At 34.0% G+C, this 21,966-nt stretch carries 22 protein-coding genes; 6 read left to right on the top strand and 16 right to left on the bottom strand.

Features of this window, described 5'->3' with window-relative positions:
- Positions 1-86: 86 nt before the first annotated feature.
- The 5 genes from GIY83_RS06665 to GIY83_RS06645 form a co-directional block, all read right to left on the bottom strand.
- Entirely contained in the window at positions 87-1,076 is a 990-nt protein-coding gene (locus GIY83_RS06665; protein ID WP_194616087.1) for a hydrogen peroxide-inducible genes activator, read from the bottom strand.
- 121 nt (positions 1,077-1,197) lie between these two features.
- Complete coding sequence (locus GIY83_RS06660) at positions 1,198-2,007, bottom strand: siderophore-interacting protein (RefSeq protein WP_229029237.1); 810 nt, start codon at positions 2,005-2,007, stop codon at positions 1,198-1,200.
- A 13-nt stretch (positions 2,008-2,020) separates the two neighbouring features.
- Positions 2,021-3,196: an MFS transporter gene (locus tag GIY83_RS06655; protein ID WP_208685883.1), complete on the bottom strand. Its 1,176-nt coding sequence runs from the start codon at positions 3,194-3,196 to the stop codon at positions 2,021-2,023.
- Between the two features lie 62 nt (positions 3,197-3,258).
- Positions 3,259-4,125 carry an AraC family transcriptional regulator gene (locus GIY83_RS06650; protein ID WP_208685881.1) on the bottom strand — a complete coding sequence of 289 codons (867 nt, stop codon included), beginning with the start codon at positions 4,123-4,125 and terminating at the stop codon, positions 3,259-3,261.
- 276 nt (positions 4,126-4,401) lie between these two features.
- Complete coding sequence (locus GIY83_RS06645) at positions 4,402-5,220, bottom strand: alpha/beta hydrolase family protein (RefSeq protein ID WP_208685879.1); 819 nt, start codon at positions 5,218-5,220, stop codon at positions 4,402-4,404.
- A 256-nt stretch (positions 5,221-5,476) separates the two neighbouring features.
- On the opposite strand from GIY83_RS06645, the gene GIY83_RS06640 reads away from it, so the two are divergent.
- Positions 5,477-5,911, top strand: coding sequence for an META domain-containing protein (locus GIY83_RS06640; protein WP_194616092.1), 435 nt, complete (start codon positions 5,477-5,479; stop codon positions 5,909-5,911).
- Positions 5,912-6,310: 399 nt separating this feature from the next.
- Here the strand turns inward: GIY83_RS06640 and GIY83_RS06635 are convergent, their stop codons facing one another.
- The gene (locus GIY83_RS06635) at positions 6,311-8,650 is read right to left on the bottom strand and encodes a TonB-dependent receptor (protein ID WP_208685877.1); all 2,340 of its coding nucleotides are present in this window, start codon (positions 8,648-8,650) and stop codon (positions 6,311-6,313) included.
- Positions 8,651-9,094: 444 nt separating this feature from the next.
- Between GIY83_RS06635 and GIY83_RS06630 the strand changes: the two genes are divergently transcribed.
- Complete coding sequence (locus GIY83_RS06630; protein ID WP_208685875.1) at positions 9,095-10,210, top strand: PepSY domain-containing protein; 1,116 nt, start codon at positions 9,095-9,097, stop codon at positions 10,208-10,210.
- Between the two features lie 254 nt (positions 10,211-10,464).
- Here the strand turns inward: GIY83_RS06630 and GIY83_RS06625 are convergent, their stop codons facing one another.
- On the bottom strand, positions 10,465-10,653 hold the full coding sequence (locus GIY83_RS06625) for a hypothetical protein (protein ID WP_194616095.1): 189 nt from the start codon (positions 10,651-10,653) through the stop codon (positions 10,465-10,467).
- Here GIY83_RS06625 and GIY83_RS06620 point away from each other — a divergent pair.
- Positions 10,653-11,102 (top strand): EamA family transporter, encoded by a 450-nt coding sequence (locus GIY83_RS06620; RefSeq protein WP_229029236.1) that lies wholly within the window; start codon positions 10,653-10,655, stop codon positions 11,100-11,102. The genes GIY83_RS06625 and GIY83_RS06620 overlap by 1 nt on opposite strands.
- Before the next feature lie 80 nt (positions 11,103-11,182).
- On the opposite strand, the gene GIY83_RS06615 is transcribed toward GIY83_RS06620, so the two are convergent.
- From GIY83_RS06615 to GIY83_RS06605, 3 genes are all read right to left on the bottom strand, one after another.
- Positions 11,183-12,394 carry an MFS transporter gene (locus GIY83_RS06615; RefSeq protein WP_194616096.1) on the bottom strand — a complete coding sequence of 404 codons (1,212 nt, stop codon included), beginning with the start codon at positions 12,392-12,394 and terminating at the stop codon, positions 11,183-11,185.
- 59 nt (positions 12,395-12,453) lie between these two features.
- Complete coding sequence (locus GIY83_RS06610) at positions 12,454-13,035, bottom strand: TetR/AcrR family transcriptional regulator (RefSeq protein ID WP_194616097.1); 582 nt, start codon at positions 13,033-13,035, stop codon at positions 12,454-12,456.
- Positions 13,036-13,299: 264 nt separating this feature from the next.
- Complete coding sequence (locus GIY83_RS06605) at positions 13,300-14,295, bottom strand: hypothetical protein (RefSeq protein WP_208685870.1); 996 nt, start codon at positions 14,293-14,295, stop codon at positions 13,300-13,302.
- 93 nt (positions 14,296-14,388) lie between these two features.
- Between GIY83_RS06605 and GIY83_RS06600 the strand changes: the two genes are divergently transcribed.
- The 3 genes from GIY83_RS06600 to GIY83_RS06590 all read left to right on the top strand — a co-directional run bounded on the left by GIY83_RS06600 (position 14,389) and on the right by GIY83_RS06590 (position 16,728).
- The gene (locus GIY83_RS06600) at positions 14,389-15,228 is read left to right on the top strand and encodes an AraC family transcriptional regulator (RefSeq protein WP_194616099.1); all 840 of its coding nucleotides are present in this window, start codon (positions 14,389-14,391) and stop codon (positions 15,226-15,228) included.
- Positions 15,229-15,428: 200 nt separating this feature from the next.
- Positions 15,429-15,818, top strand: coding sequence for a DoxX family protein (locus tag GIY83_RS06595; RefSeq protein WP_194616100.1), 390 nt, complete (start codon positions 15,429-15,431; stop codon positions 15,816-15,818).
- An 82-nt stretch (positions 15,819-15,900) separates the two neighbouring features.
- The gene (locus tag GIY83_RS06590; protein ID WP_194616101.1) at positions 15,901-16,728 is read left to right on the top strand and encodes a thioredoxin family protein; all 828 of its coding nucleotides are present in this window, start codon (positions 15,901-15,903) and stop codon (positions 16,726-16,728) included.
- A gap of 239 nt (positions 16,729-16,967) precedes the next feature.
- On the opposite strand, the gene GIY83_RS06585 is transcribed toward GIY83_RS06590, so the two are convergent.
- From GIY83_RS06585 to GIY83_RS06560, 6 genes are all read right to left on the bottom strand, one after another.
- Positions 16,968-17,735 carry a LytTR family DNA-binding domain-containing protein gene (locus tag GIY83_RS06585; protein ID WP_194616102.1) on the bottom strand — a complete coding sequence of 256 codons (768 nt, stop codon included), beginning with the start codon at positions 17,733-17,735 and terminating at the stop codon, positions 16,968-16,970.
- Positions 17,716-18,732 carry a sensor histidine kinase gene (locus tag GIY83_RS06580; RefSeq protein ID WP_208685868.1) on the bottom strand — a complete coding sequence of 339 codons (1,017 nt, stop codon included), beginning with the start codon at positions 18,730-18,732 and terminating at the stop codon, positions 17,716-17,718. Before GIY83_RS06580 ends, GIY83_RS06585 begins: the two co-directional genes overlap by 20 nt.
- Positions 18,733-19,169: 437 nt before the next feature.
- Positions 19,170-19,574 (bottom strand): hypothetical protein, encoded by a 405-nt coding sequence (locus tag GIY83_RS06575; RefSeq protein WP_208685866.1) that lies wholly within the window; start codon positions 19,572-19,574, stop codon positions 19,170-19,172.
- A 336-nt stretch (positions 19,575-19,910) separates the two neighbouring features.
- Entirely contained in the window at positions 19,911-20,591 is a 681-nt protein-coding gene (locus GIY83_RS06570; protein ID WP_208685864.1) for a metal-dependent hydrolase, read from the bottom strand.
- A gap of 93 nt (positions 20,592-20,684) precedes the next feature.
- Positions 20,685-21,455 carry a thioredoxin family protein gene (locus tag GIY83_RS06565; protein ID WP_208685862.1) on the bottom strand — a complete coding sequence of 257 codons (771 nt, stop codon included), beginning with the start codon at positions 21,453-21,455 and terminating at the stop codon, positions 20,685-20,687.
- A 65-nt stretch (positions 21,456-21,520) separates the two neighbouring features.
- Positions 21,521-21,931: an organic hydroperoxide resistance protein gene (locus tag GIY83_RS06560; protein ID WP_194616107.1), complete on the bottom strand. Its 411-nt coding sequence runs from the start codon at positions 21,929-21,931 to the stop codon at positions 21,521-21,523.
- Between the last annotated feature and the right edge of the window lie 35 nt (positions 21,932-21,966).

Raw genomic sequence — 21,966 nt, 5'->3', positions numbered from 1 at the left:
CTTACGTTCAATTTGGAATTTGGAATTTTTTTATTTGGAATTTCTCTTTAGAATTGGAATTTGGAATTTATATTTTGGAATTTATTTTAAGCTTTTGAATGTGATTTTATATAATCACTAACCGATTTGGCAAAATAAGGCGAATCGTTCCAGCGTATTTTTCGATAAGCAAAATCTTTCTTTAAGGAATCCGGAAGGCAATTCCAGATCGCTTCATTCATTTTTTCGAGCAATAGTTTTTTCGAAAAGGAATCAGAAACAACCAAACTGATTTCTCTTACGGGTTTCGGTTCCTTAAAAGGTTTAAAAAGTCCTGAGTAATTTTCGTTTAAAATAGAAAGTTCCGGTATAATGGCAAATCCCAATTGAGCACGAACCAGATTTTTCAAGGTTTCGATTGAACTAATATCATAGGTAAATTGCTCTTTTAATTTTCCCGGAGATTTGATTCCGCAGATATCCAGCAATTGGGCGTTGTAGCAAAACTCACTATGAAGCAACAATAATTCGGTTTTATCGCCCGGCTGAAGTTCATAAAACTCATTATTCGCCATTGGGTGATGTTCGTTTAAATAGGCTACAAAAGGCTCTTTAAAAATAGGATGTTCAATTAAATTAGGGTTTCCAGTTGGTGTTGCCATCAAAACCACATCTAATGAACCCGTTTCCAATTCTTTCATCAATTGCCCCGTATTGGCTTCTCTTATAATAAAATGCACTTTGGGAGTTGCCTCTTTCATCGCCTTTATAAACAACGGAATCAAATAAGGAGATAAAGTCGAAATCACTCCTACTCTAACTTCTCCTTCTAATAAGTTTTTTTCGTTTACCACAAAATCCCTGATTTCATCTGCTTCACGAAGTATTTTCTTTGCTTTGTTAATGATTTCTGTTCCCAGTGTAGTTGGCGTTAACGGAACTTTATTTCGATCGAAAATTTTAATGCCAATTTCTTCTTCAAGATTTTTTAACTGAATGGTAAGTCCGGGTTGTGTAACCATACAAACTTCTGCCGCTCGTGCAAAATGGCGTTCTTCATCTAATGCTACAATATATTTTAATTGCTGTATCGTCATGATTATAAAATTATTTTATAAAGATAGCAAAATATACTTTCTACTTATATCATAAAAAAACAGGCAAAAGGAAAAATTCTCTTTTGCCTGTTTTAATATTTCACTTACTACAAAAATAAGTCTAATCTTGTTTTTCTTCTCTGCGTTCTGTTACAGATTCGCTTTCGGATTTTCCTGCTTTCCAATATGCCGAAGCCGTAAATTCGCTTTTGTCCCAGCCTTTTTCTTCTTTAAAATAACTTCTTAACGTTTTTACGGTACTGTATTCTGCTGCTACAAAAGCAAATCTTTTCGTTTTGGTATCAGGAAGCAAGACTCTCTTTATAAACTTTGCCAGCTCACTTCCTTTTTCAGGATGCTTATTATATACCCAATCGATACTTACATTGGCCTGAGAAGTAAAATTAATCCTGTCTTTTTTTCCGTGTACTTCCAATACTGCCTTTACATGTACGTCTTTTGGGAGCTGTTCTAAAATACTTCCCATTACCGGAAGTGCCGTGGCATCGCCTATTAAAAGAAATTCATTAGCCTGAGGAACCAAATCTCTTATACTTTCTTTCATTGCTATACCCAAAATATCTCCTGCTTCGGCTTTTTGTGCCCAGGCAGATGCTGGGCCATTGTCGCCGTGAGCTACAAAATCAATACTTAGTTCTTTCTTTTCAAAATCGATACTTCTTGTTGTATACGTTCTCATTACGGGCAAAAGTTCCGGTAAAACACTACTCTCTTTATTCGTAAAATAAATAAGATTCATCCCTTTGGGCGAAATATATATTTTGTTATTAGATCCGGGTTTTACATTCGCAAGCAAATCTAATTGCTCATTGGTTACCTCAAAAACTACACGAATATAATGAGGTGTTATAAAAGACTTCTGCTTTACCGTAAATACAGAACGCATCACTTTTTTTTGATAATTTTCCATAATCATTTCTAAATTAACCTCGTTTCAACAACATAGTTCCCAGAGCCAGTAAGCAGCTCAAACTCCCAAACAAATAGATATCCTGATAAGTAAACCAACCTGCAATTAATCCTGCCAAAGGCCCTGCTAATCCTAATGAAAGATCAAAAAATGCGGCATAAGCTCCTAAGGCAGTTCCGCGCATTTGAGGTTTTACTTTTTTGATCGCCAGTACTCCTAATGAAGGAAATACTAGTGAAAAACCAATTCCCGTTAATGCACAACCTATCAAAGCCATTTCTTTGGCAAAAGAAGTATAAATAAGGAATTGCCCAATAAGTTCAATGATTAAAGAAACTACTGCTACTTTATACCCTCCGTATTTATCCGGATAAGAAGCAAAAAAGACTCTGGTAAGAATATAAGATAATCCGAAAATCATAAAAGCCAACGAAGCATCTCCCCAATTTTTCTCAGTAAAAAACAAAGCAATAAAAGAAGCAATGCAACCAAATGCCATCGAAGAAAAACCAAGTGTTAATCCTTGTTTGGCGATGGTTGCTACTACTTTATAAAATGGCGTTCTGATATGTTCTTTGTCAACCGGAATGGCAGGCAGTTTAATAGTCGAAATCCAGCTTGCAAGAGGTAAAATTACAATCATGCCTAAGGCGTAAACAATTCCAAAATCTTTAGCCATCCAAATGCTTAAAGGAGCTCCAACAGCGATTCCGCCATACATTGCGATTCCGTTCCAAGTCATCACTTTACCGGACTTTTCATGTCCTACTAAACCAATTCCCCATGTTAAAGCGCCAATTACCAACAAACTTTCTGCAATGCCGTGAACGATTCTTGCCAGTAAAAGAAATAATAACGCCACCAAAGGATAAGATGCAAATGAAGCAGCAAATACATAAATTATTCCGGCTGCCATCACCAAAAGTATTCCGCCACGTTTAGATCTTTTTGCTCCTTTTGTATCGGTAATTTTTCCGAAATAAGCGCGGGTTAAAAGCGTGGTTAGCGGTTGTAAACCAATTACCAAACCCACAATCAAACTATTAAACTTTAAATCATTTTGCACAAATGCCGGCACAATCCCTAACGTAAGACCTATTGTGAGGTAAATGGCAAATACCGATAAAATAATGGGTATAGTGGCTTTGTAAAAGTCAATAGTTTGTCCCTTTTCTAAAATTCTACTCATGTTTTTTTTGTTTAAAATTGAGTACAAAGGAATGGGCTTTATAAGAAAACGAAAATGGCTAACTAAGAGTTTTGATTGGACAAATCGCAGTAATTCTTTCTAAATTCTAAAGGTGTAATGCCTTCATTTTTTTTGAAAAATCTGGAAAAATAGGTGTGATCTTCATATTGCAATGAAAAAGCAATTTCCTTTGTATTGAGTTGTGTGTAAAAAAGTAATCGTTTGGCTTCGAGCAAAATTTCATGCTGTATCCAGTAACTTGAAGCGCATCCTGTTTGTTCCTTGACCATTTCGTTTAAATAAGGAACTGAAATATGCAACAAAGCAGCGTAGTCTTTAGGTCTTTTTAATTCTAAGAAATGTTTTTGTACCAATTGCCTAAACTGAAAAGTGAGTTCTGTTTTTCTATCGATGCCGTTTTTGAGGTAATTTTCATTTTTAGAAAACTCCAAAACCACCATTCCCATTAAACTATCGGCAAGGGAACGAATGATATTTTTTTGAATATCTCCAACAGCTTCAGCTACCTGATGAAAGATCAATTCTGTAATTTTAAATAAAACAAAATTTTCGATAGACACAACCTGAGAAATATTCTGATGCGTATCAAAAATCCTTCGATAAGTATTTTGCAGGTAAGAAGGATTTAAAAAGATAAAATGTCCTTTCGAATCTACTTGTTTGGTATAATAATGTACCTGACCCGGAGCAATAAAAAACAGCGCCTGATCTTTTATCTGATGATTTTTAAAATCGATCATAAGTTCTATCAGTCCTTCTTCCTGAATATAAAAAACATAATGATCGTCTCTGTGTGCTTTAGTCAAATGCCCAGTAAAATCAACATTATTAGCCACTATTTTTCTTACCTGAAGACCAAGGCTATCTAATTCTTTTGTGTGAAGTTCTATATTTGATTTCTTTTTCAATAGTTCATTTTTAAGCTTTTATCACAGATGCTGTACAAATTTACTAAAGATTATTCTAGATGCGGCAGAACCAAATTTTATAATTGAAATTCACTGTCTGAAAATAATAAAAAATCTAAAAATGAATCTAACGCTACAAAGTACGCAAAGCCTTGTATTAACTTAGCTTTGCGTACTTTCCTTTTTTTCTAAAAGCTTAAAGAAAAAAAACTTAGCGATCTTTGCGGTAAACTTTCCCTTTACGAAGGTTTATAATTTCCTCAAAAATCCCACTTCTTACTTTTCAGAACTAAAATAATTGTCAAACAAAGCCAGTTGGTTGGCCAAAGATTTGTTCCAATACTTTGGGTCATGTCCGCCCGGAGATTCAATATAAAGATGTTCTATTTTTTCATTGGTCAAAAGCTGATGAAAATCCCTATTCATATCAATCATCTGATTATCTTCTGTCCCGCAATCTACTATATAAAACTGATGTGTCTGAGCCATTTGTTTTGTTTTTTCAAAAGTGAAATACTCTTTGGATAAACTCTTAAACTCTCCCAAAAATTTATCTACCTGATAATTATGAAAATTTTCGCCAAAACGGTTAAAATCCAGTGCACCGCAAGAACTGCCAACAATAGAAAATGTATTTGCATAAAAAACACCAATATTCAATGCGCCATATCCTCCCATACTCCAACCCAGAATTCCTCTCGACTTACGATCCTTTATAGTAGGATAATTGGCATCGATATAATCGACTAATTCTTTGCCGATAAAGGTTTGATATTGCGACGATTTATCTACAGGACTATCTACATACCAGCTATTAAAATTACCATCGGCCAATACATAAATCGTGTTGTATTTTTGAGATTTGCCTGTAAGATCAGGAATGTCCTGTTTGTAAGTTCGATCAGCATTGCCGCTATATCCATGAAGGATATAAATGGTTTTATACGTTCTTCCTTTTATCAGTTTTGGAGTAATAATGACCGTTTCGATCTCTTTATTCATTTTTTTACTGAATACTTTTTTATTAATAATTTGTTGTGCAGAAATAGATAGCGATACTACTAAAAGTGCCAGAGTGGTAAATAATGTTTTCATCTTTTTTGTTTTTTAATGATGCGACAAAATTCGGCTGTAGAAAATGCAAAAACATTTACATGTGTTGAGAAATTAAAACTTTATTTCTGTATGTGTACGAGCAAATCGATATCTTAATAACCTATTATGCCTTAATAATCTAAGCCGATATTTCCTTTGTTTTCAATTATTATAAAATCAAAAACTAAAAATAAGTCAGATTTATGGCCTGGATTTTGATTAAAATCTTTAAATTTATGTTTTAAAATCTTATTTTATGAAAAATTACGTATTGGTATTCGTTGCTATTTTAGCATTATCTTTTAATTCTTGTAATTCAATGAAAGACACTTCAAAAACTGCCGATCTGTATGATACAACTTGGGAACTGGAGTATATTTCCGGTCCGCGTATTGCTTTTGAAGGCTTATTTCCTGATAAAAAACCGTTTATTAAATTTGATGAAGCTACTAAGCAAGTATCTGGAAATGCAGGTTGTAATGGCTACAGCGCTCCATTTACCTTAAAAGGAAAATCACTTACTTTTGGAGAACAAGGTCCGGCTACTTTAATGTATTGTGAAGGTGGCGGAGAACAGGTTTTTACAAAAACAATTAAAAATATTGATAGTTATTCTATTGATAAAGATGGTAAACTGAATTTGATCATGAAGGATATCCCAATGATGAGATTTAAAAAAGTGACTAAATAATTTTTATTGCTTTACATAGAACAATTAATAAAAACAAAATCCCTCAGGCTTAAAACTTGAGGGATTTTTTTATGGATGCGAATATTTCGAATTAAAGAGTATTGACAATAAATACTCCCTGATTTTTTTTTACCGCAAAGCAGGCTAAGTTTCTTTCCTTTTATCTCTTATAAAAAATTCAAAGTTCGCAATCCCGATAGCTATCGGAATTGTATTGACTTTAGCTTTGTGAACTTTGTGTTTAGAACTATTCTTAGATAATCCCAATAGCTATCGGGATTATGTTCTCTGTGATAATTTTTTTTCCCTCTTCAACATTTACAATTGCTCCAAAAAAAAAGGTTCCTGACGAAAAGACCGCCAAAAACCCTCAAAAAAAACAAAATAATAAATTATTCTCTAAAACCTGAATGTTAGATTGACTAAAAAGTTTGCCGGAGGCTGTGGTGCTCCCCATGAACTCCAGTATTTTTTGTTCGAAAGGTTATTTATCTTAACTCCCAATCTCCAGTTTGACTGTTCGTAGAATATCGTTTGATTATAAATAGTGTACGACGGAATATAAAAAGTATTCGTAGTTGCCATATAACTTTTGTCTACATAATTTGCACCAACACCAATACCAAGACCTTTTAAAACGTTTTGAAATTTATACGAAGCCCAAAAGTTTACCACATCTTCAGGAGCATCTTGTGCTTTATTGCCTTCGATAGTTTTATTGGCTTCACTTGTTTTTACAATTCGATTATCATTATAAGCATATCCTGCCGTAATATCTAAACCCGGAAGCGGATTGGCAAGAAACTCAAGTTCTACTCCTTTACTCACCTGTTTTCCATCTTGTTGGTAAGTTAAATCAGCCTGGCGTATTAGCGCATTATCATTCGTGATTTTGTAATAACTTACAGTGGCACTTAATTTTTTATTAAACATTTCCGCTTTTATACCTCCCTCATATTGATTTGCATATAATGGATCTAATATAAGCTGTTCGCCTCCCGGTTGTGTAACCGGAGCCAGATTCTGAAATCCGTTCATGTAATTTCCAAATACAGAAACCTGATCCTTCACAATCTGGTATACAATTCCTAATTTTGGCGACAATGAGTTTTGGCTATATCCAGGCACCGTTCCGCTTTCTTTTCGATCAAAATTATCTAAACGCAAACTCGCCATTGCATAAAATCGGTCTGCAACACTCAATACATAAGAAGCATATCCGCTAAAAGTGTATTCATCACGTCCGGCTCTTATTACCGGCGCCAACAATACTTTATCAATATCGCTTCTTCTAACCGGATTAAAATTAGTAGTTACATCAATGGTTCTAAATGGAGTCGCAGGAGTTGGTGTAGACGAAAATGTATCAGTATAATATCTGTAATTAACTCCCGCCAATATTTTATGCTTTAAAATTCCTGTCGAAAATTCACCATTAAAATTCTGCTGAATATTAGTATAATTACTCGAAATTGGACCAAAAAGCGTTGCACGGATAGTAGCCGTTGTAGGCGAAGTCCAGGTTGGTAAAACCTGATAGCTGTAATCTAAGTCTTCACTTACATAAGAAAATAAAGTAGTCGATTTCCAACGATCCGATATTTGATATTCGGCCTGAACAAAGGCTTTAGACGAAGATGATTTTGCATCTGCATCATCGTGAACCAGCGATTTTTTATAATTTAATTGTATATCGGCAGGATTTGTTATTCCTGATGCAGCAGTTACAGTTGGATATAATGGTCTTGTATTATTAACTTTAAACAACTCTGCATCAACGCTAAAAATAAGTTTTTCGCTTGCTTTAAAAATAATACTTGGCGTAAAAGAAAGAGTTTTATTAAAACCATAATCCAGGAAACTTTTTTCATTATTGACATCGGCATTCAATCTGAAAAGTACATTTTTATCTTTTGTTAATGGAGTATTTAGATCCAATGTAAGTCGGTTTACACCAAAACTTCCTGCTGTATAGGATATTTCAGTAGCTGACGCTTCAAAAGGTTTTTTGGTAACCAGATTGACCACACCGCCAAACGAAGAAGCAGATGAACCAAATAAAGTTCCCGAAGGTCCTTTTAACACCTCTATTCGTTCAACATTTGCAATACCTACACTTGATCTTCCTGAAAGTGTTTCCATTCCGTTTCGGGAATTAATTCCTGTCGTAAAACCTCTAAAGATAACAGCAAATCCACCCGAAGGATAATTAAGCGGTACAACTCCGGGTGCGTTTCTAACGGCTCCGGCAGGGTCAATTACAATTTGTTCCTGAATCAGTTCTTTGTGTATCACATTATAAACCTGCGGATTTTCTATATTTTTAAGCGGCATTCTCGCAACATATTGTGTTTTCTTAGAAAGAAGACTTTTTCTGTTATTGATCACCACCTCTTGCAATTCCTTATTCGAAACCTTCAATTGCACATTAACAGCGGTAGTTTCATTATCTGTTACTACAATTTGCTGTTCTACAGTTTCGTAACCTGTCAAGGATATTTGCAGCGTATAAGAATTGCTTCTTATGCGATTGAGTTCAAAATTCCCCTCCTCATTGGTACTGGTAGTATATTTCGAATTCTTTAAAACAATATTTACTTCAGAGGCAGGCTTTCCATCAGAAGTCGTTATTTTTCCTTTAATTTTCCCATGGCTTTGTTGTGCAACAGCGGCACTTACAGTAAATAAAAAGCTTATAACAAATAAAAACTTTGATGTTCTTACACTAAAATAGTTCATTGATTTTTGAGTTTGGTTAGTTTATCATTATTTAGAATCAATAAAAACAGTGCAAAAATAGAAATTAATAGCAGTTTAACAAGTACTATTTCTATTTATTCTTTAACATCTAACTTTTCCATGTTGTATTCAACAGAAAATCAATTCGTTTCTATGATTATCAAAAACAACTTTGTAATATTTTGAAGAACTCTACTTGTCATTAAAATCGATAAAATTAACAGGTAAAATTTTCTTTATACACCCTCATATTATATTAAATGCTAATAAAAATCTGAATGTTTTATTTTAAATAAAAAAGCAATTATTTTTTTGAAACATAGTATATATTGAGTCTAAATAAGTATAAATTTGTGCGAGAATTTTAGAATTCACAAACAATTCAATACAACCCTAACAAAATCTGCGGATCAGGCCAATTGACTGATCTGGGAAACAGCCTATATGAAGAAAGGATTTAAAAAAAATATTGGACTCTTGCATTTATGGCTAGGTCTTGGTTCTGGTTTAATTGTTTTTATTGCCGCATTAACAGGCAGTATTTTGGTTTTTGAAAAGGAAATTGACAAAGCGATACATCCGGAATATTATAATGTTGCTGCCATAGGAACTACCAAAAAAACAATTGACTATTGTACCGATATTCTTCGGAAACAATATTCGATAAAAAAGATTACCCGCATTTATACCTTTAGTGATCCTTCGCGCACCATGCAAATTTTAGGAAAGGATTCAGATAAAAAGGCTCAATTTTTCTCTATCGATCCTTATACGGGAAAAATTTTGGCAACAACGCCTCAGGAAAAAAGATTTTTTGTCTTTGTGTTAAAAATACATAGACAATTATTATTGGGTGAAACCGGCCAGATTATTATGGGAACTTCTTGCTTAATATTTGTTTTCATGCTGATCTCCGGATTAATTTTATGGTGGCCAAAAAAGATCAAAAACCTAAAACAAAGACTAACCGTAAAATGGAATGCTTCTTTCAAAAGAGTCAGCTGGGATTTTCACTCGACTTTTGGTTTTTACAGCTTTCTGGTTTTATTGCTTATCTGTCTAACCGGATTAAACTTTGCTTTTAGCTGGTTTCAAAACGGCGTTTATTTCGTAGCTGATGGCACGACAAAAAAACCTTCTGCAAAAGTAAAAAACCCAACAAAAATAGATCCTAACCTAAATCACACGGCTTTTTATCAAAGTATTTACAACAAGGCAGATAGTATTTTTCCGTACACGGGAAACATTCAGATCAGAATGCCTGTGGATACCATTAATAGTATTTTAGTATTAAAAGAATATTCAGAAATAGCCATTCCAAATCAGTCCAGCGCCGCTTATTTTGACAAATATACCGCCAAAGAAATTGAGGCAAGACCTTATGAAAATTTTTCAAACGGCGACAAAATAAGACGTTTGAACTACCCTATTCATACCGGAAGCATTTACGGTTTGCCAACCAAAATACTTGCCTTTTTAGTCTCTCTTTTTGCTTTGACTTTGCCTATTACAGGATTATTAATCTGGTTAGGAAAAAAGAAGAAAACGGCGAAATCTTAATAGATCATCAGCTTCACAGATCGCAAGTTATTCACTCTGTTTGTCATTTCGAGGAACGAGAAATCACACTAGAAAGCCCGTAAAAAATGTTGCCAATCTTTGTCGAGTTACGAGTGTGATCTCTCCCTTGGGTCGAGATGACAAACTAAACGAAAACGATTATCCCCGATAGATTCTGTGTTGATTTCAAAATTTAATCTAATATTTTTTTAATTTTGCTGTCAAGTCAGTTTAAAACTAGACTCCATAGCGTGTTAAGCCATTTGTGTTTGCACGATATTTTTGTATTGCTTCTCATAAGCGGTTTTATTTTTATATAGTATATAGGTCATTTCAAGTAGTTTTCTTTGAATCGATACCAAAGCCTTCATTTTTATTCCTTGTTTAGATACCAGTCTGGCATATGATTCTCTGTAATGATCATCCCATTTAACAGCTGACATTGCTGGAATCTGTTACAATAAATTGGCTTGGCTTTTTCTGGGGACTTATGGCAGCGCTTTCTTATACGGCAACGATGTATTCTTCGAACAATATTGAGCTGGATTCTACTCCGTTAAAAAGAAGTCTTTTTATGATTTTAGGTGGATTTATTATAATTGCTTTGATTTTTCATTCTTCGGTTAATAACCATTTTTCTACTGGTGTTTTTATGAGTTGGGGAATTGTACTTTCTTTATTCGGAACCATCCTTCCTCCTCTTTTATTTACCCGCGGAATGCCGTTAACCGGAAAGGGAATGGGTTTGGGTGCTATTATAGCTTCTGTCGAAATTCCTGTTTCTATACTTGTTGCTTTTATTTGGCTCAAAGAACCCGTTAATTTTCTACAGTGGATTGGAGTTATACTGATTCTTTTTACAGTAGTGTTGATGAACCTACGGAAAAATTAAATTCCAAATTCCAACACAGAATAATTGAAATTCCAATTTAAAAAAAAATCCAAATTCCAACGATCATTGGAATTTGGAATTTATTTAATCATATTTGTTGCTAAATTCTGTACTCTGTATTTGTTGAAAATCATCAAAACAATCACCACGATAAAGATTAATGAAATATTAGCTAACCCTAATAATAACTGACTTTTTACAGCATATAAATTGACAAATCCGTAACTGAATAATGAGCTTAACATATAAGTTCCTCCGCCTGTAAGTCCGCTGGCTACTCCGGCATTTTTAGAGAAACGGCTTAGACAATAGCCATATATATTATTAAAAATAAATCCTCCACAAACGTTGATTCCCATTGTAAAACCTATTAGCGTATAAATATTACTGGTAATCGAAGCTGTAGAAATCATTAATATTACCAGAATCACTTGTACCGTAACAGCAATAGTTATTTTTTTGGCCAAAGGTTTATGAATAAGCGATTTGGCAATAATACCGCCTGTCATAACCGCCAAACCGGACAATAAAGAACTGTAACCGGTTGTAATGGCTGAATATCCTAATACGCGTTCTACAATAAACGGACTTGACAAACTATACACAACTACAAGACCAAAACAAATCGCCAGAATTAAAACGCCCAAAGTAAAATCACCTGATCTTAGCATTCCTGAATAGGTTTGCGCAATGGTTTTTAATTTAAAAGGATGAAAATATTTCAAAGATTCTCCGCTATACAAAAGTTCTAAAACCAGAAAAAAAAGAGATAATCCGCCAAGAAAATAAAAGTTGGATCTCCAGCCAAAGCTATGTTCTAAATATCCTCCCAGAAACGGCGCCATAATAGGTGCACAAGCCCAAATGATCGAAAACAAACTGATGTAACTCTTTAGTTTTTCACCCGAATAAAGGTCGACAAAATAAGCTCGTTTGGCAATCACAATAAAGGCAATCGCGATTCCCTGAATGATTCGCATGGCATATATCACATAAATATCAGGCACTAAAGCAATCACAAAACTGGTTGCTGAAAACACGGCAAGAGATGCAATATTGATTTTAAAGCGTCCGAAACTGTCTAATATACTGCCTATAAAAATCTGGCTTACGCCGAGGCTAAACATAAAGAAGACTAACGAAAGCTGAATGGCTGCAGCCGAAACATGCAGATCTTTTGCCATCGCGGGAAGCGACGGTAAATAGATGTCTGTGGCAAATCCGGATAACGGAATAAGGGACAAGGCTAATAAGGTACTAAAGCCCTTATGATTTTCTTTTAAAGTTCTCATTTTTTAAAATTAATTAGTTTTAAATTAGACCGATCGGTCTAAAAAAGTTCAAAAAAAAACTACAATACATAGTTTTCGAATTCGGTTTTGATGCTGTCCAGAACAATTTTCATTTGTTCATCACTTCCTAAAATTTTTCTACATAAAATTGCACCTTCAATCATGGCAAAAACCTTTATGCTAAAATGTTCCGGATTGATTTCGGATGATACTTCTTTACTCTTTATTCCTTCTTCAGCAATAATAAAAAATCTATTTTGAGCAGAACGTATGGCTTTTTTTACCTGTTCTTTCATAGCAGGATTGGTATCATCAGCTTCTACTCCAAAATTCAAAATCGGACAACCATCTGCTGTATTGATGTCATTGGCATAAACATCCAATAAATTAAAGAGTTTCTCTTTGGCTGATTTTCCTTCAGCTACAGCTGTATTCAATTTTGTAGACAATTGAGATCTTAGATATAGAAATGATTCCTTGCAAATCTCTTCTTTGTTCTCAAAATTTCCGTAAATACCGCCTTTTGCCAGTTTCGTAGCTTCCATAATATCACTTAATGAAGTTCCTGCCATCCCCTTTTTGTTGATTATATGAGCCGATGCTTCAATAATAAATTGTCTGGTTCTTTCTGCTTTACTCATAGCTTTCTTATTTGAGGGAACAAATTTAGACCGTTCGGTCTTTAATTGCAAATGTTTTAACTTTTAATTTTGGAATTGGCCACAGATATTACTGATTTGAAGGGTTCACACTGGTTTTTATTTTTTGCTAATTATCTTGAAAAATTGGCGGTCTGTCTTTTTCAAAGTTTAAAACTTTGAAAAAGATTATATAATCCAGATCTTACTCTACGACAAACCCGACAGGTTTTAAAAACCTGTCGGGTTTACTGTACATAATAAGCTTTACTTCGGAAAATAATTCCCCTTCAAAACAAGCCTAACAGATCCTATTGCAACTCCCAGAACCACAATATTCATTATACAAAAGATTAGTATTGCCAATATAGAAACCGTAAAATCAGTATTTTTTAAAGCAAAAATAGAAAGTCCCTGTGATAATGTTGCAATCCCAAAAGTATAGGCCCAATATCCGGGTGCAAAAGCTTGTTCTTTCAGCCATTTTAAAGCAAAAGTGATAGCCACGAAAATAAATAATGCATATCCCATTAAACCATAAACAATGGGAATACTTAAATTTTCTCCCGCCAAAACCTGATAGGCAACAAACAAGATCACTGCCGGTGCCATATAAATTCCCATAAAGTTTCTGGTTTTAGCACCAAGTCCGCCAACGGTTAATTGTTGAGTAATTACAGAATCCATGATGAGCCACGAAATGGTTCCTATTCCCAAAAGCACATATCCGTAATTGGTATATCCTAATAATCCTGCTGCGAGCGCATTTACCAAAATACTTGCCGTGAATGTCAGGAATAGTGACGGCGTTGTATGTTCGGCCTGGCGATCTTGTGTCCATAAACCCGAAAGTTTATAAGCTCCATAAAGAAGATTTAAAATCGAACCAATCCAAAACAGCGATATAGCAATCGATAAACTATAAACATGAACCGCAACTGCCATTAATATTATAGATTCAGGAATCAAAGCCAGAAACGAAGATTGTACAGGATCGTTGAATTCGTTTATGGCCAATTTTCTATGTTGAATCCATTTGTTGCAATACAACACGAGCCACCATATAAAGGAAAGTACAGCCAATCCTTCTAAAACTTCGCCAATATATGACGGTAAATTCCATAATGAAGTAGCATTTCTCCAGGCATTTCCGGTTTCGGCTAATCCTAATGTCATTGCGAAAAAAGATGCCGGCGCAATAGGTAATGTAATGTTTTGTTTTTGAATCTGTTGTTGTGTGGTTTTGTCTACTATTTTGTCCATTATTAAAATATTTGATTTAACTTTGAGCAAAATTATACTGATTTTGCAAATTTATAATTGTAACATTATTCGTTAATTTAGTAATATGATGTTATGGTAAAGAACAATATATACCTCCCGTACGAAGTTATTTTTAAAGAAATAAACGAATCTCTACATACCGAAGTGGGTAATAATTTCTTTGAATTACTTTATATTGTTTCAGGAACTGGTGTACAAACCATCAACGAAAATCGATTATCATATGAACCGGGACATCTTTTTTTGATCACACCTCAGGATTCCCATTCTTTGGAAATCAAAAGTTCAACGACTATTTTTCAGTTGCGTTTTACAGATATTTACATCAAAAACGGACCTTTTACGTCGAATAATCTTTATAAGCTCGAATACATATTGCAACACGCACATCATCAGCCGGGATGTATTTTAAAAAGAATTACAGACAAAAATCTGGTGCATCCGGTTATTGAAGCCATCAGGCATGAATATTACAATCCTACTTTATACAATACGGAACTAATCCAGTTATTGATCAATACATTGATTGTCATTATCGCCCGAAATATATCTGAATATCTTCCGGAAAATATCAACAAACAATCTGACGGAAAAGCGCACGCCTTACTTGAATATATTCAGACGCATATTTATGAACCTGAAAAATTGAGCGTGACGGTTATGAGTGAAAAATTTGGGATTTCAGAAACCTATCTTGGCAGGTATTTTAAAAAACAAGCCAATGAAACGCTTCAGGATTATATCTCAAAATACCGAATAAAATTGGTCGAAAACCGATTACTTTATAGTGATTTGCGCGTGGGTGAAATTGCAAACGAATTAGGTTTTAATGATGAAAGCCATCTCAACAAAATCTTCAAAAAACATCGGGGCACTACTCCATCTGCGTTTAGAAAAAATCAGGTGAATTAACGGGGTTCTAATTCACACATTTTAATATGATTATGAATCTTTATTTCTAAATTTTCTTTAATATAAAAACTTCGAAATTCGATCAGCTTAGAGATTGTCTCTTTCAAAGTTTAAATTGTCCGTTTCAACATTATTTCCATTTTAAATTGATGACTTATGGCGCAAATTTGTCCTATAAATCAACTTAAAAAATAGAAATCATGACTACAAAAACAACAAAAATTATTTACTGGACAGGAATCATTTTAACTTCTTTATGGTTTGGTGCCAGCGGTTTTTTTGAATTAACTACCAACCCTATTGTTTGGGGAATTACGCAACAATTGGGCTATCCGGAACATTTTATTTATTTACTTGGTGTACTGAAAGTTGCCGGAGTAATCACATTATTGATTCCCAACAAAATATTACGATTGAAAGAATGGGTATTTGCCGGAGTTTTTTTTGATATCACTTTCGCCTTCTTTTCAAAACTTGCCGTTTTAGGTTTTGCGGCAACTACAGATGCAATTATTGCTTTTATAATGGTGAGTGTCACTTATATCATGTTTAGAAAATTGTATACAGCAACTTACACCTTAAGCAATTAAGTATTAAAAGCTTTACTTATTTAATCTCGCAATCCCGATAGCTATCGGGATTACTCTTTTCCAATCATTCAAAATAAAAACAATGAAAAATACACTTTTTATAAGCGCCCTCATTGCGCTTTCCGTTCTCTTTTCTCTCAACTGCTTCATGTTTCCGGATAGCTACGAAGAACTATCCGGAAAATTAAAAGCAGAGAAAATCGAAATAAATAATAATAATAATAATAATAATAATAATAATAATAATAACGGATTCGCGGTTGTAGAACTCTTTACTTCCGAAGGTTGCTCCAGCTGTCCTCCTGCTGATGAATTGATGGCGAGATTGCAAACCGAAAACAAAGACAAAAACATTTATTTCCTGGCGTATCACGTTGATTATTGGGATCGTTTGGGCTGGAAAGATCAATTCAGTTCAAACGAATTTACCATTCGTCAGCAAGAGTATCAAAAATGGCTGAATCTTTATGTGATGTATACGCCACAATTTATCATCAACGGAACTACAGAATTTGCGGGTTATAATGAAACAACGCTTTCTAAAAAGATTTCTGATGCTTTGGCAATGCAACAAACTTCAAGTCTGGAACTTCCTGCAAAAACCGATGATAAAGATTCGATAAACATTCATTTTAAAACAAATGAGATTCAACAAAACAGCAATTTGTTTATTGCTACAATTCAAAAAGAAGCCATTTCGAAAGTAGCACTTGGCGAAAATAAAGGAGATACTTTGCATCACGTTCAGATTGTGAGGCAGCTTAAAGGTTTTGATTTAAATGAAAAAGAAGGAAATGTTTCAATTGAAAAACCTGCAAATTTCAACACCAAAGACTGGGAATTAATCGCTTTTATTCAAAATACTTCGACTGGAAAAATTTCCGCTACAGCGAAAGTTAATCTGAAATAAGGATTGCCCGTGGATTGCAAGGATTTAAACGGATATTCACTGATTATTATTTTTAAAGAATTAATAATCAGTTTTTTTTTCCACAGATTAAAGGGATTAAAGATTTCTATTTAATTTTTTATACCACAGATTAGAATGATTTTAAGGATTAATCTTTTTAATCTTTAAATTTAAAATCAAACTGATTTCAAAAAAATAATCATTTTAATCTGTGCAATCTGTGCATTTTAAATAATAAACTATCTATTCTCTAACCAATTCAAAAATGCAGTTGCTTTGTCTTTACCCACCAATAGTTTTTCTTCTGTTGGGATGGTCAATTTGAGGATTAGCTTACGTGAAAAATAATGCTCTGCTTCTCTAATGGCCGAAAAATTGACCAGATATTGTCTGTTTGTTCTAAAGAATTGCGTTGGCGATAAAAGCTTATGCACTTCATCAAGAGATTGTGCGATCTGATACTCGGCTTTATCGAAAGTCATAATCGTTGGCGTTTCGTTTTTGATATAAAAAAACGCAATATTCTCTGTTAGAATTGTTTGGTATTTGTTATTCTTAAAAACCAAAAAACTGCTTTTTCCTTTATTCTCGCCTGTTCTCGTTAATAAATACTCGAAATCAGGCATTGCTTTTTTATTTCTTTGAAAGAAATTCTTCAACTCACCGGCTTTTTTAATCGCCTGAGCAATGCTTTCTCTCGAGAATGGTTTTAGTACATAATCAATTCCGTTTGATTTGAATGCTTCAATCGCGTAATCATCAAACGCCGTACAGAAAATTACAGGCGATAAAACCTCTACATTTTTAAAAATTTCAAAACATAAACCATCGGCCAGTTGAATATCCATAAAAATAAGGTCAGGCTGATCATTCTCTAACAAATAACTCACCGCGCCGTCTATGCTTTGTATATACGACAAAATTTGGGCATCTGGCCGGATACTCAAAATAAGCTGACCAAGTGCTTTGGCCGTTTTTACTTCATCTTCAATTATTATGATAGTCATAGGTCATGGGGATTTTTACTTTAAAAATAGTTTCGTTTTTCTCGATTTCAATTTCCTTGTGAATCAAATGCGAAAAGCGCTGATTGATATTGTCCAATCCAACTCCGGTAGACAATACGCCTCTTTTAAGCTGAATCTGATTTTCGATCACCAGAAAATCTCCTTCGGTATATAATTTAATGTGTAAAGGTTTATCTAATGAAACCACATTGTGTTTGATGCAGTTTTCGATTAATAATTGCAACGTAAAAGGCGGAACAGCCGAATCATATTGTCTTTGATCGACTTCATTTTCCAGAACAAATCCGTCCTCGAAACGCGCTTTTAAAAGATAAACATACGAATCCAGAATCTGAAGTTCTTCCCGTAAGGGAATCAAATCCAGCTTTCTGCTTTCAAGTGTAAAACGATAAAAATCGGATAATTTCAGGATAAAATCGGAACTCTGCGGATCCTGAATATCCACCATCGATTTTAAGGTATTCAGACTATTAAACAAAAAATGCGGATTGACCTGTTGTTTTAAAAGTTCGTATTGTGCGCCCAGATTAACGGCTTTGGTACGTTCGAGTTCTACGCCCATTTGCTGGGTTTGATAATTTTGAAATAGTAAATGCAGAAACATATAGACAATCAAATTGATCAAAACGCCTCGTAATTCGAACATGATTGGAGCATCCATTTTTGATATTTGAAAAAGTTCCTGATGCCCGATTACCAAAATCACCATGACTACAATACCCATGACAACACTCAGTAAAAGTTTCCAGTTGAATAAACTTTGATGGGTGCGTTGCGAAGAAAATTTAGGCAAACTATACATGTTATAATACCATATAAAAACCGAAAACAACAACGTAATCGAAGAGTTTATAATGATGTCTCCAGGAGTGGAATCACCATCAAATAATTTGGGTATAGAAGCAAGAATCGCGAGTGCTATAGAACTTCCCCAAATGACTTTAGAGGAAACCTCAAAGCGTTTTACTTTTTCCATATTTTGTGTTTGTTTTTAATCTTGCTTTGGTAAAGATAGAATTTTTTAGAAGTTTTTTATATCGAAAAATAGTGACTTCATTCTTTAGAAAACTATATTTTTTTATATTAATTAAAAACTTTAGATGACACATCCAAAGTATCTGATTTTATTTTCATATAATTAATATTTTGTCGCGTTTAAATCTTTAATAAAACATTAAGTTTACTGTTGGTCAGCCTATTTTTGTCATTTCGACGAAGGAGAAATCTTTGCAAGTAACTCCGCAACGAAAGTCAAATCTTTGTCGATCTTCTGGTGGAGATTGCCTTGCCAGTTCGCTATCGCTCATGTCCTGTTCGGAATGACAAAAATGACGATTATAAATGCTGAAAATGGATTCTAATCCTTTGAAAAAGGTAAGAAATCGAAATTATAAATGTGCATATTAACAAACCTTAAAAACTGTAAACCAATACGGTATCACTAAATAAAGCCGGTTCATCAAAAACTATTTTTTTCTCAGTAAATCCCATCAAAGTATTCCCAAATACATTTATTTTGTCTTTATCTATTACTTTGATCATTGCAAGATTATTGACAGAACCACGATTATTTTCGTTTAAAATAGTATGCCACTTTTGGCTGTACAATTCCGAACGGAGATCTTTCGAAAATTTATTTAGCATTGAAATACTGTCATTCTCATTCGTGATAGATTTAGTAAATATAAATCCTTCAAGCATTTGATTATTTTGAAAATGTTTATCCTTATTTAAACTATTACTAGAATAGTTTTGGGCGTTAGATTTAACAGAAAAAAAGAAAAAAGCAACGAAAAAAAAAGAGAATATTAGTTTCATAATTATAGTGTTTAAGAGTTAAAAAGTATTTTAATTTTAAACAAATTTATATCGTATCCCTTGAAACAAGAAGTCAAAAAAAGGTCAACCGGACAACTTAAAACCTGAATTGGACAAGTCACAATTTGAAGACGTTTATGTATTTTATTTTTGGACAAGCAAAGATGTTTGAATTGTATTGTGCAAAATAACCGCGCAAAGTTGCAGAGGCGCAAAGTTTTATTCTTAACTTATTTTTCTTTGCGCCTCTGCAACTTTGCGCGAAATTAAATCTGCTTTTATAAAACAAAACCGGAAGAAATCTCCCGGCTCGTTTTTAAAATATTACCTAAAACCTTATATATTTATTGTTTCGCCAATATCAGGCAAATACAAAATCAAACCCGCATTTTTAAATTCTTCGATTGCGCTGTTTTTATCCATTTTTATGAATCCGAAAGTATCATAATGAACACCGATCACTTTTTTGGATTTTACAAGCTCAGCAGCTTCAATGGCATCGTCGATTCCCATTGTCAATAGATCTCCTACAGGGAAAACGGCAAAATCTAAATCAATCCATTTCGCAACCAGACTCATGTCTAATGTAAGCGCTGTATCGCCGCTGTAGTAAAAATTCCCTTCGGATGTTTTAAAGGCAAATCCGCTAGCAGATCCTGCGTAGGCACCGTCAGGAAAGCTGCTTGAATGTTGCGAAATAAACGCTTTTACGGTTCCAAATTCAAAAGTTCCTTTACCCCCCGGATTTATAGGCTGTAGGTTTTTAAGTCCTAGTTTACCAAAATAATGATACAATTCCCAACTGCCAAATACAATTGCTCCGGTACGATTTGCGATGACTTCAACATCGAGCATATGATCAAAATGTCCGTGAGAAACAAAGATATAATCTGCCTTAATGGCACTTATATCAATATCTTTTGCCAATTCGTTTCCTGAAATAAAAGGATCAAACAACAAGTTTTTGCCTACTACTTCGACCGAAAAGCAAGAATGGCCGTAATACGTTACTTTCATATTTTTATTTTTAAATGGTTAATTTACCATTACTAAATTACTAAAAATCAATTAATTAAAAACAAAAATCATCCTTAGCGATTTTATTGTTCTTTATAATAAAGGTTCCTGAAAAGCTGCTTTATTGGCACCTAATATGATTCCGTCGTTCCTGTCCTGAACAAAACCAATTACTTCCCAGTCTTTTGTATTAAAGTCTTTAGGCAAATGAATAATAGCAATTCCGGACCTGTCTTTGCTAAGATTTACGGTATGCAAATTATGTACGATTTGATAGTGCGATAAAATACGATGCGCATTCTCCCCTCTTTTTACATTGCTTTTGGCAGATTTTTGAACAATGGTAATCAATAAACGACTGTTTTTTGATGCTCCTTCAACAGTATAATTTACAGAAAGATTACTGTTGATTTCGCTTGCCTTTAATGTCAGATCAGCAATTGCGGGTTTAGATAATGCTGTTTTTATGCCGTTTCTCACAACCGTTTCCTGCGAACCAATATAATCTGCTTTTCCGTTAATGATTAATTGTGGCGTATAAATTGGTTCTTTTCCCAAAAATTTAGCATACTCGTATTGTTTTTGGGTATAATCAGGATTGCTAAAAATATCTTTCCAGCCTTGTTTGTTCCAATAATCAACGTGATAAGCAAGAACGTATAAATTGCTGTCCTTGTATTCGTTCTGAATTTTCCCCATCAACTCATCCGCCGGAGGGCAACTCGAGCAACCTTCGGATGTAAACAATTCTAAAAGAGCAAAACCTTGCTGTTGTTTTTTATCTGTAGCATTTTGTGCAGTAGAAGTCATTCCAATAAGAAGTATTAAAGTGATAAAAACGGGTATTAATTTTATTTTTTTCATGATTTCTGTTTTATGAATTAATAACAAAAAAACCTCTTCTGTCGAAGAGGTTTCTGTTTGAGTGATTATATGATATTGATTGTCACATCAATGTTTCCTCTTGTAGCTTTAGAATACGGACACGTTTGGTGAGCCATTGCTGTAAGTTCTTTTGCGGTTTCAGGATCTATTCCCGGAAGACTTACATTAAGTCGCGCTTGCAAAGAATATTCCCCTTCTGTAACACATAAATCTACTTCGGTGTCTACAACAGTTTCTGCCGGAACTTTAGTGCCTAATTTCGAAGCTGCGATTCCCATTGCTCCAATAAAACAAGCCGACCATCCCGCTGCAAAAAGCTGCTCCGGATTTGTTCCCGGACGTGATGTTCCTGGTGAACTTAATTTGATATTCAATTGATCATCTGAACTTTGAGATGCTCCTTCACGTCCACCTGTTGTGCGTGTTTTTCCTGTGTATAATACTTTTGTTTCCATGTTTTTGAATTTTAGATTTTTGAATTAAGATTTTA

The sequence above is a fragment of the Flavobacterium sp. SLB02 genome (assembly GCF_009664855.1).
Classification (GTDB): domain Bacteria; phylum Bacteroidota; class Bacteroidia; order Flavobacteriales; family Flavobacteriaceae; genus Flavobacterium.
The sequence above is the reverse complement of the archived record's forward strand: the minus strand, read 5'-3'. Positions and strand labels throughout refer to the sequence as shown.

Excerpts from the sequence above, each read along its gene's own strand:
- GIY83_RS06665 (WP_194616087.1), bottom strand. The coding sequence starts at position 1,076 with ATGACGATACAGCAATTAAAATATATTGTAGCATTAGATGAAGAACGC.
- GIY83_RS06640 (WP_194616092.1), top strand. The coding sequence starts at position 5,477 with ATGAAAAATTACGTATTGGTATTCGTTGCTATTTTAGCATTATCTTTT.
- GIY83_RS06655 (WP_208685883.1), bottom strand. The coding sequence starts at position 3,196 with ATGAGTAGAATTTTAGAAAAGGGACAAACTATTGACTTTTACAAAGCC.
- GIY83_RS06615 (WP_194616096.1), bottom strand. The coding sequence starts at position 12,394 with ATGAGAACTTTAAAAGAAAATCATAAGGGCTTTAGTACCTTATTAGCC.
- GIY83_RS06635 (WP_208685877.1), bottom strand. The coding sequence starts at position 8,650 with ATGAACTATTTTAGTGTAAGAACATCAAAGTTTTTATTTGTTATAAGC.
- GIY83_RS06605 (WP_208685870.1), bottom strand. The coding sequence starts at position 14,295 with ATGGACAAAATAGTAGACAAAACCACACAACAACAGATTCAAAAACAA.
- GIY83_RS06570 (WP_208685864.1), bottom strand. The coding sequence starts at position 20,591 with ATGAAAGTAACGTATTACGGCCATTCTTGCTTTTCGGTCGAAGTAGTA.
- GIY83_RS06610 (WP_194616097.1), bottom strand. The coding sequence starts at position 13,035 with ATGAGTAAAGCAGAAAGAACCAGACAATTTATTATTGAAGCATCGGCT.
- GIY83_RS06660 (WP_229029237.1), bottom strand. The coding sequence starts at position 2,007 with ATGGAAAATTATCAAAAAAAAGTGATGCGTTCTGTATTTACGGTAAAG.
- GIY83_RS06645 (WP_208685879.1), bottom strand. The coding sequence starts at position 5,220 with ATGAAAACATTATTTACCACTCTGGCACTTTTAGTAGTATCGCTATCT.
- GIY83_RS06565 (WP_208685862.1), bottom strand. The coding sequence starts at position 21,455 with ATGAAAAAAATAAAATTAATACCCGTTTTTATCACTTTAATACTTCTT.
- GIY83_RS06590 (WP_194616101.1), top strand. The coding sequence starts at position 15,901 with ATGAAAAATACACTTTTTATAAGCGCCCTCATTGCGCTTTCCGTTCTC.
- GIY83_RS06580 (WP_208685868.1), bottom strand. The coding sequence starts at position 18,732 with ATGGAAAAAGTAAAACGCTTTGAGGTTTCCTCTAAAGTCATTTGGGGA.
- GIY83_RS06625 (WP_194616095.1), bottom strand. The coding sequence starts at position 10,653 with ATGTCAGCTGTTAAATGGGATGATCATTACAGAGAATCATATGCCAGA.
- GIY83_RS06630 (WP_208685875.1), top strand. The coding sequence starts at position 9,095 with ATGAAGAAAGGATTTAAAAAAAATATTGGACTCTTGCATTTATGGCTA.
- GIY83_RS06575 (WP_208685866.1), bottom strand. The coding sequence starts at position 19,574 with ATGAAACTAATATTCTCTTTTTTTTTCGTTGCTTTTTTCTTTTTTTCT.
- GIY83_RS06600 (WP_194616099.1), top strand. The coding sequence starts at position 14,389 with ATGGTAAAGAACAATATATACCTCCCGTACGAAGTTATTTTTAAAGAA.
- GIY83_RS06585 (WP_194616102.1), bottom strand. The coding sequence starts at position 17,735 with ATGACTATCATAATAATTGAAGATGAAGTAAAAACGGCCAAAGCACTT.
- GIY83_RS06595 (WP_194616100.1), top strand. The coding sequence starts at position 15,429 with ATGACTACAAAAACAACAAAAATTATTTACTGGACAGGAATCATTTTA.
- GIY83_RS06560 (WP_194616107.1), bottom strand. The coding sequence starts at position 21,931 with ATGGAAACAAAAGTATTATACACAGGAAAAACACGCACAACAGGTGGA.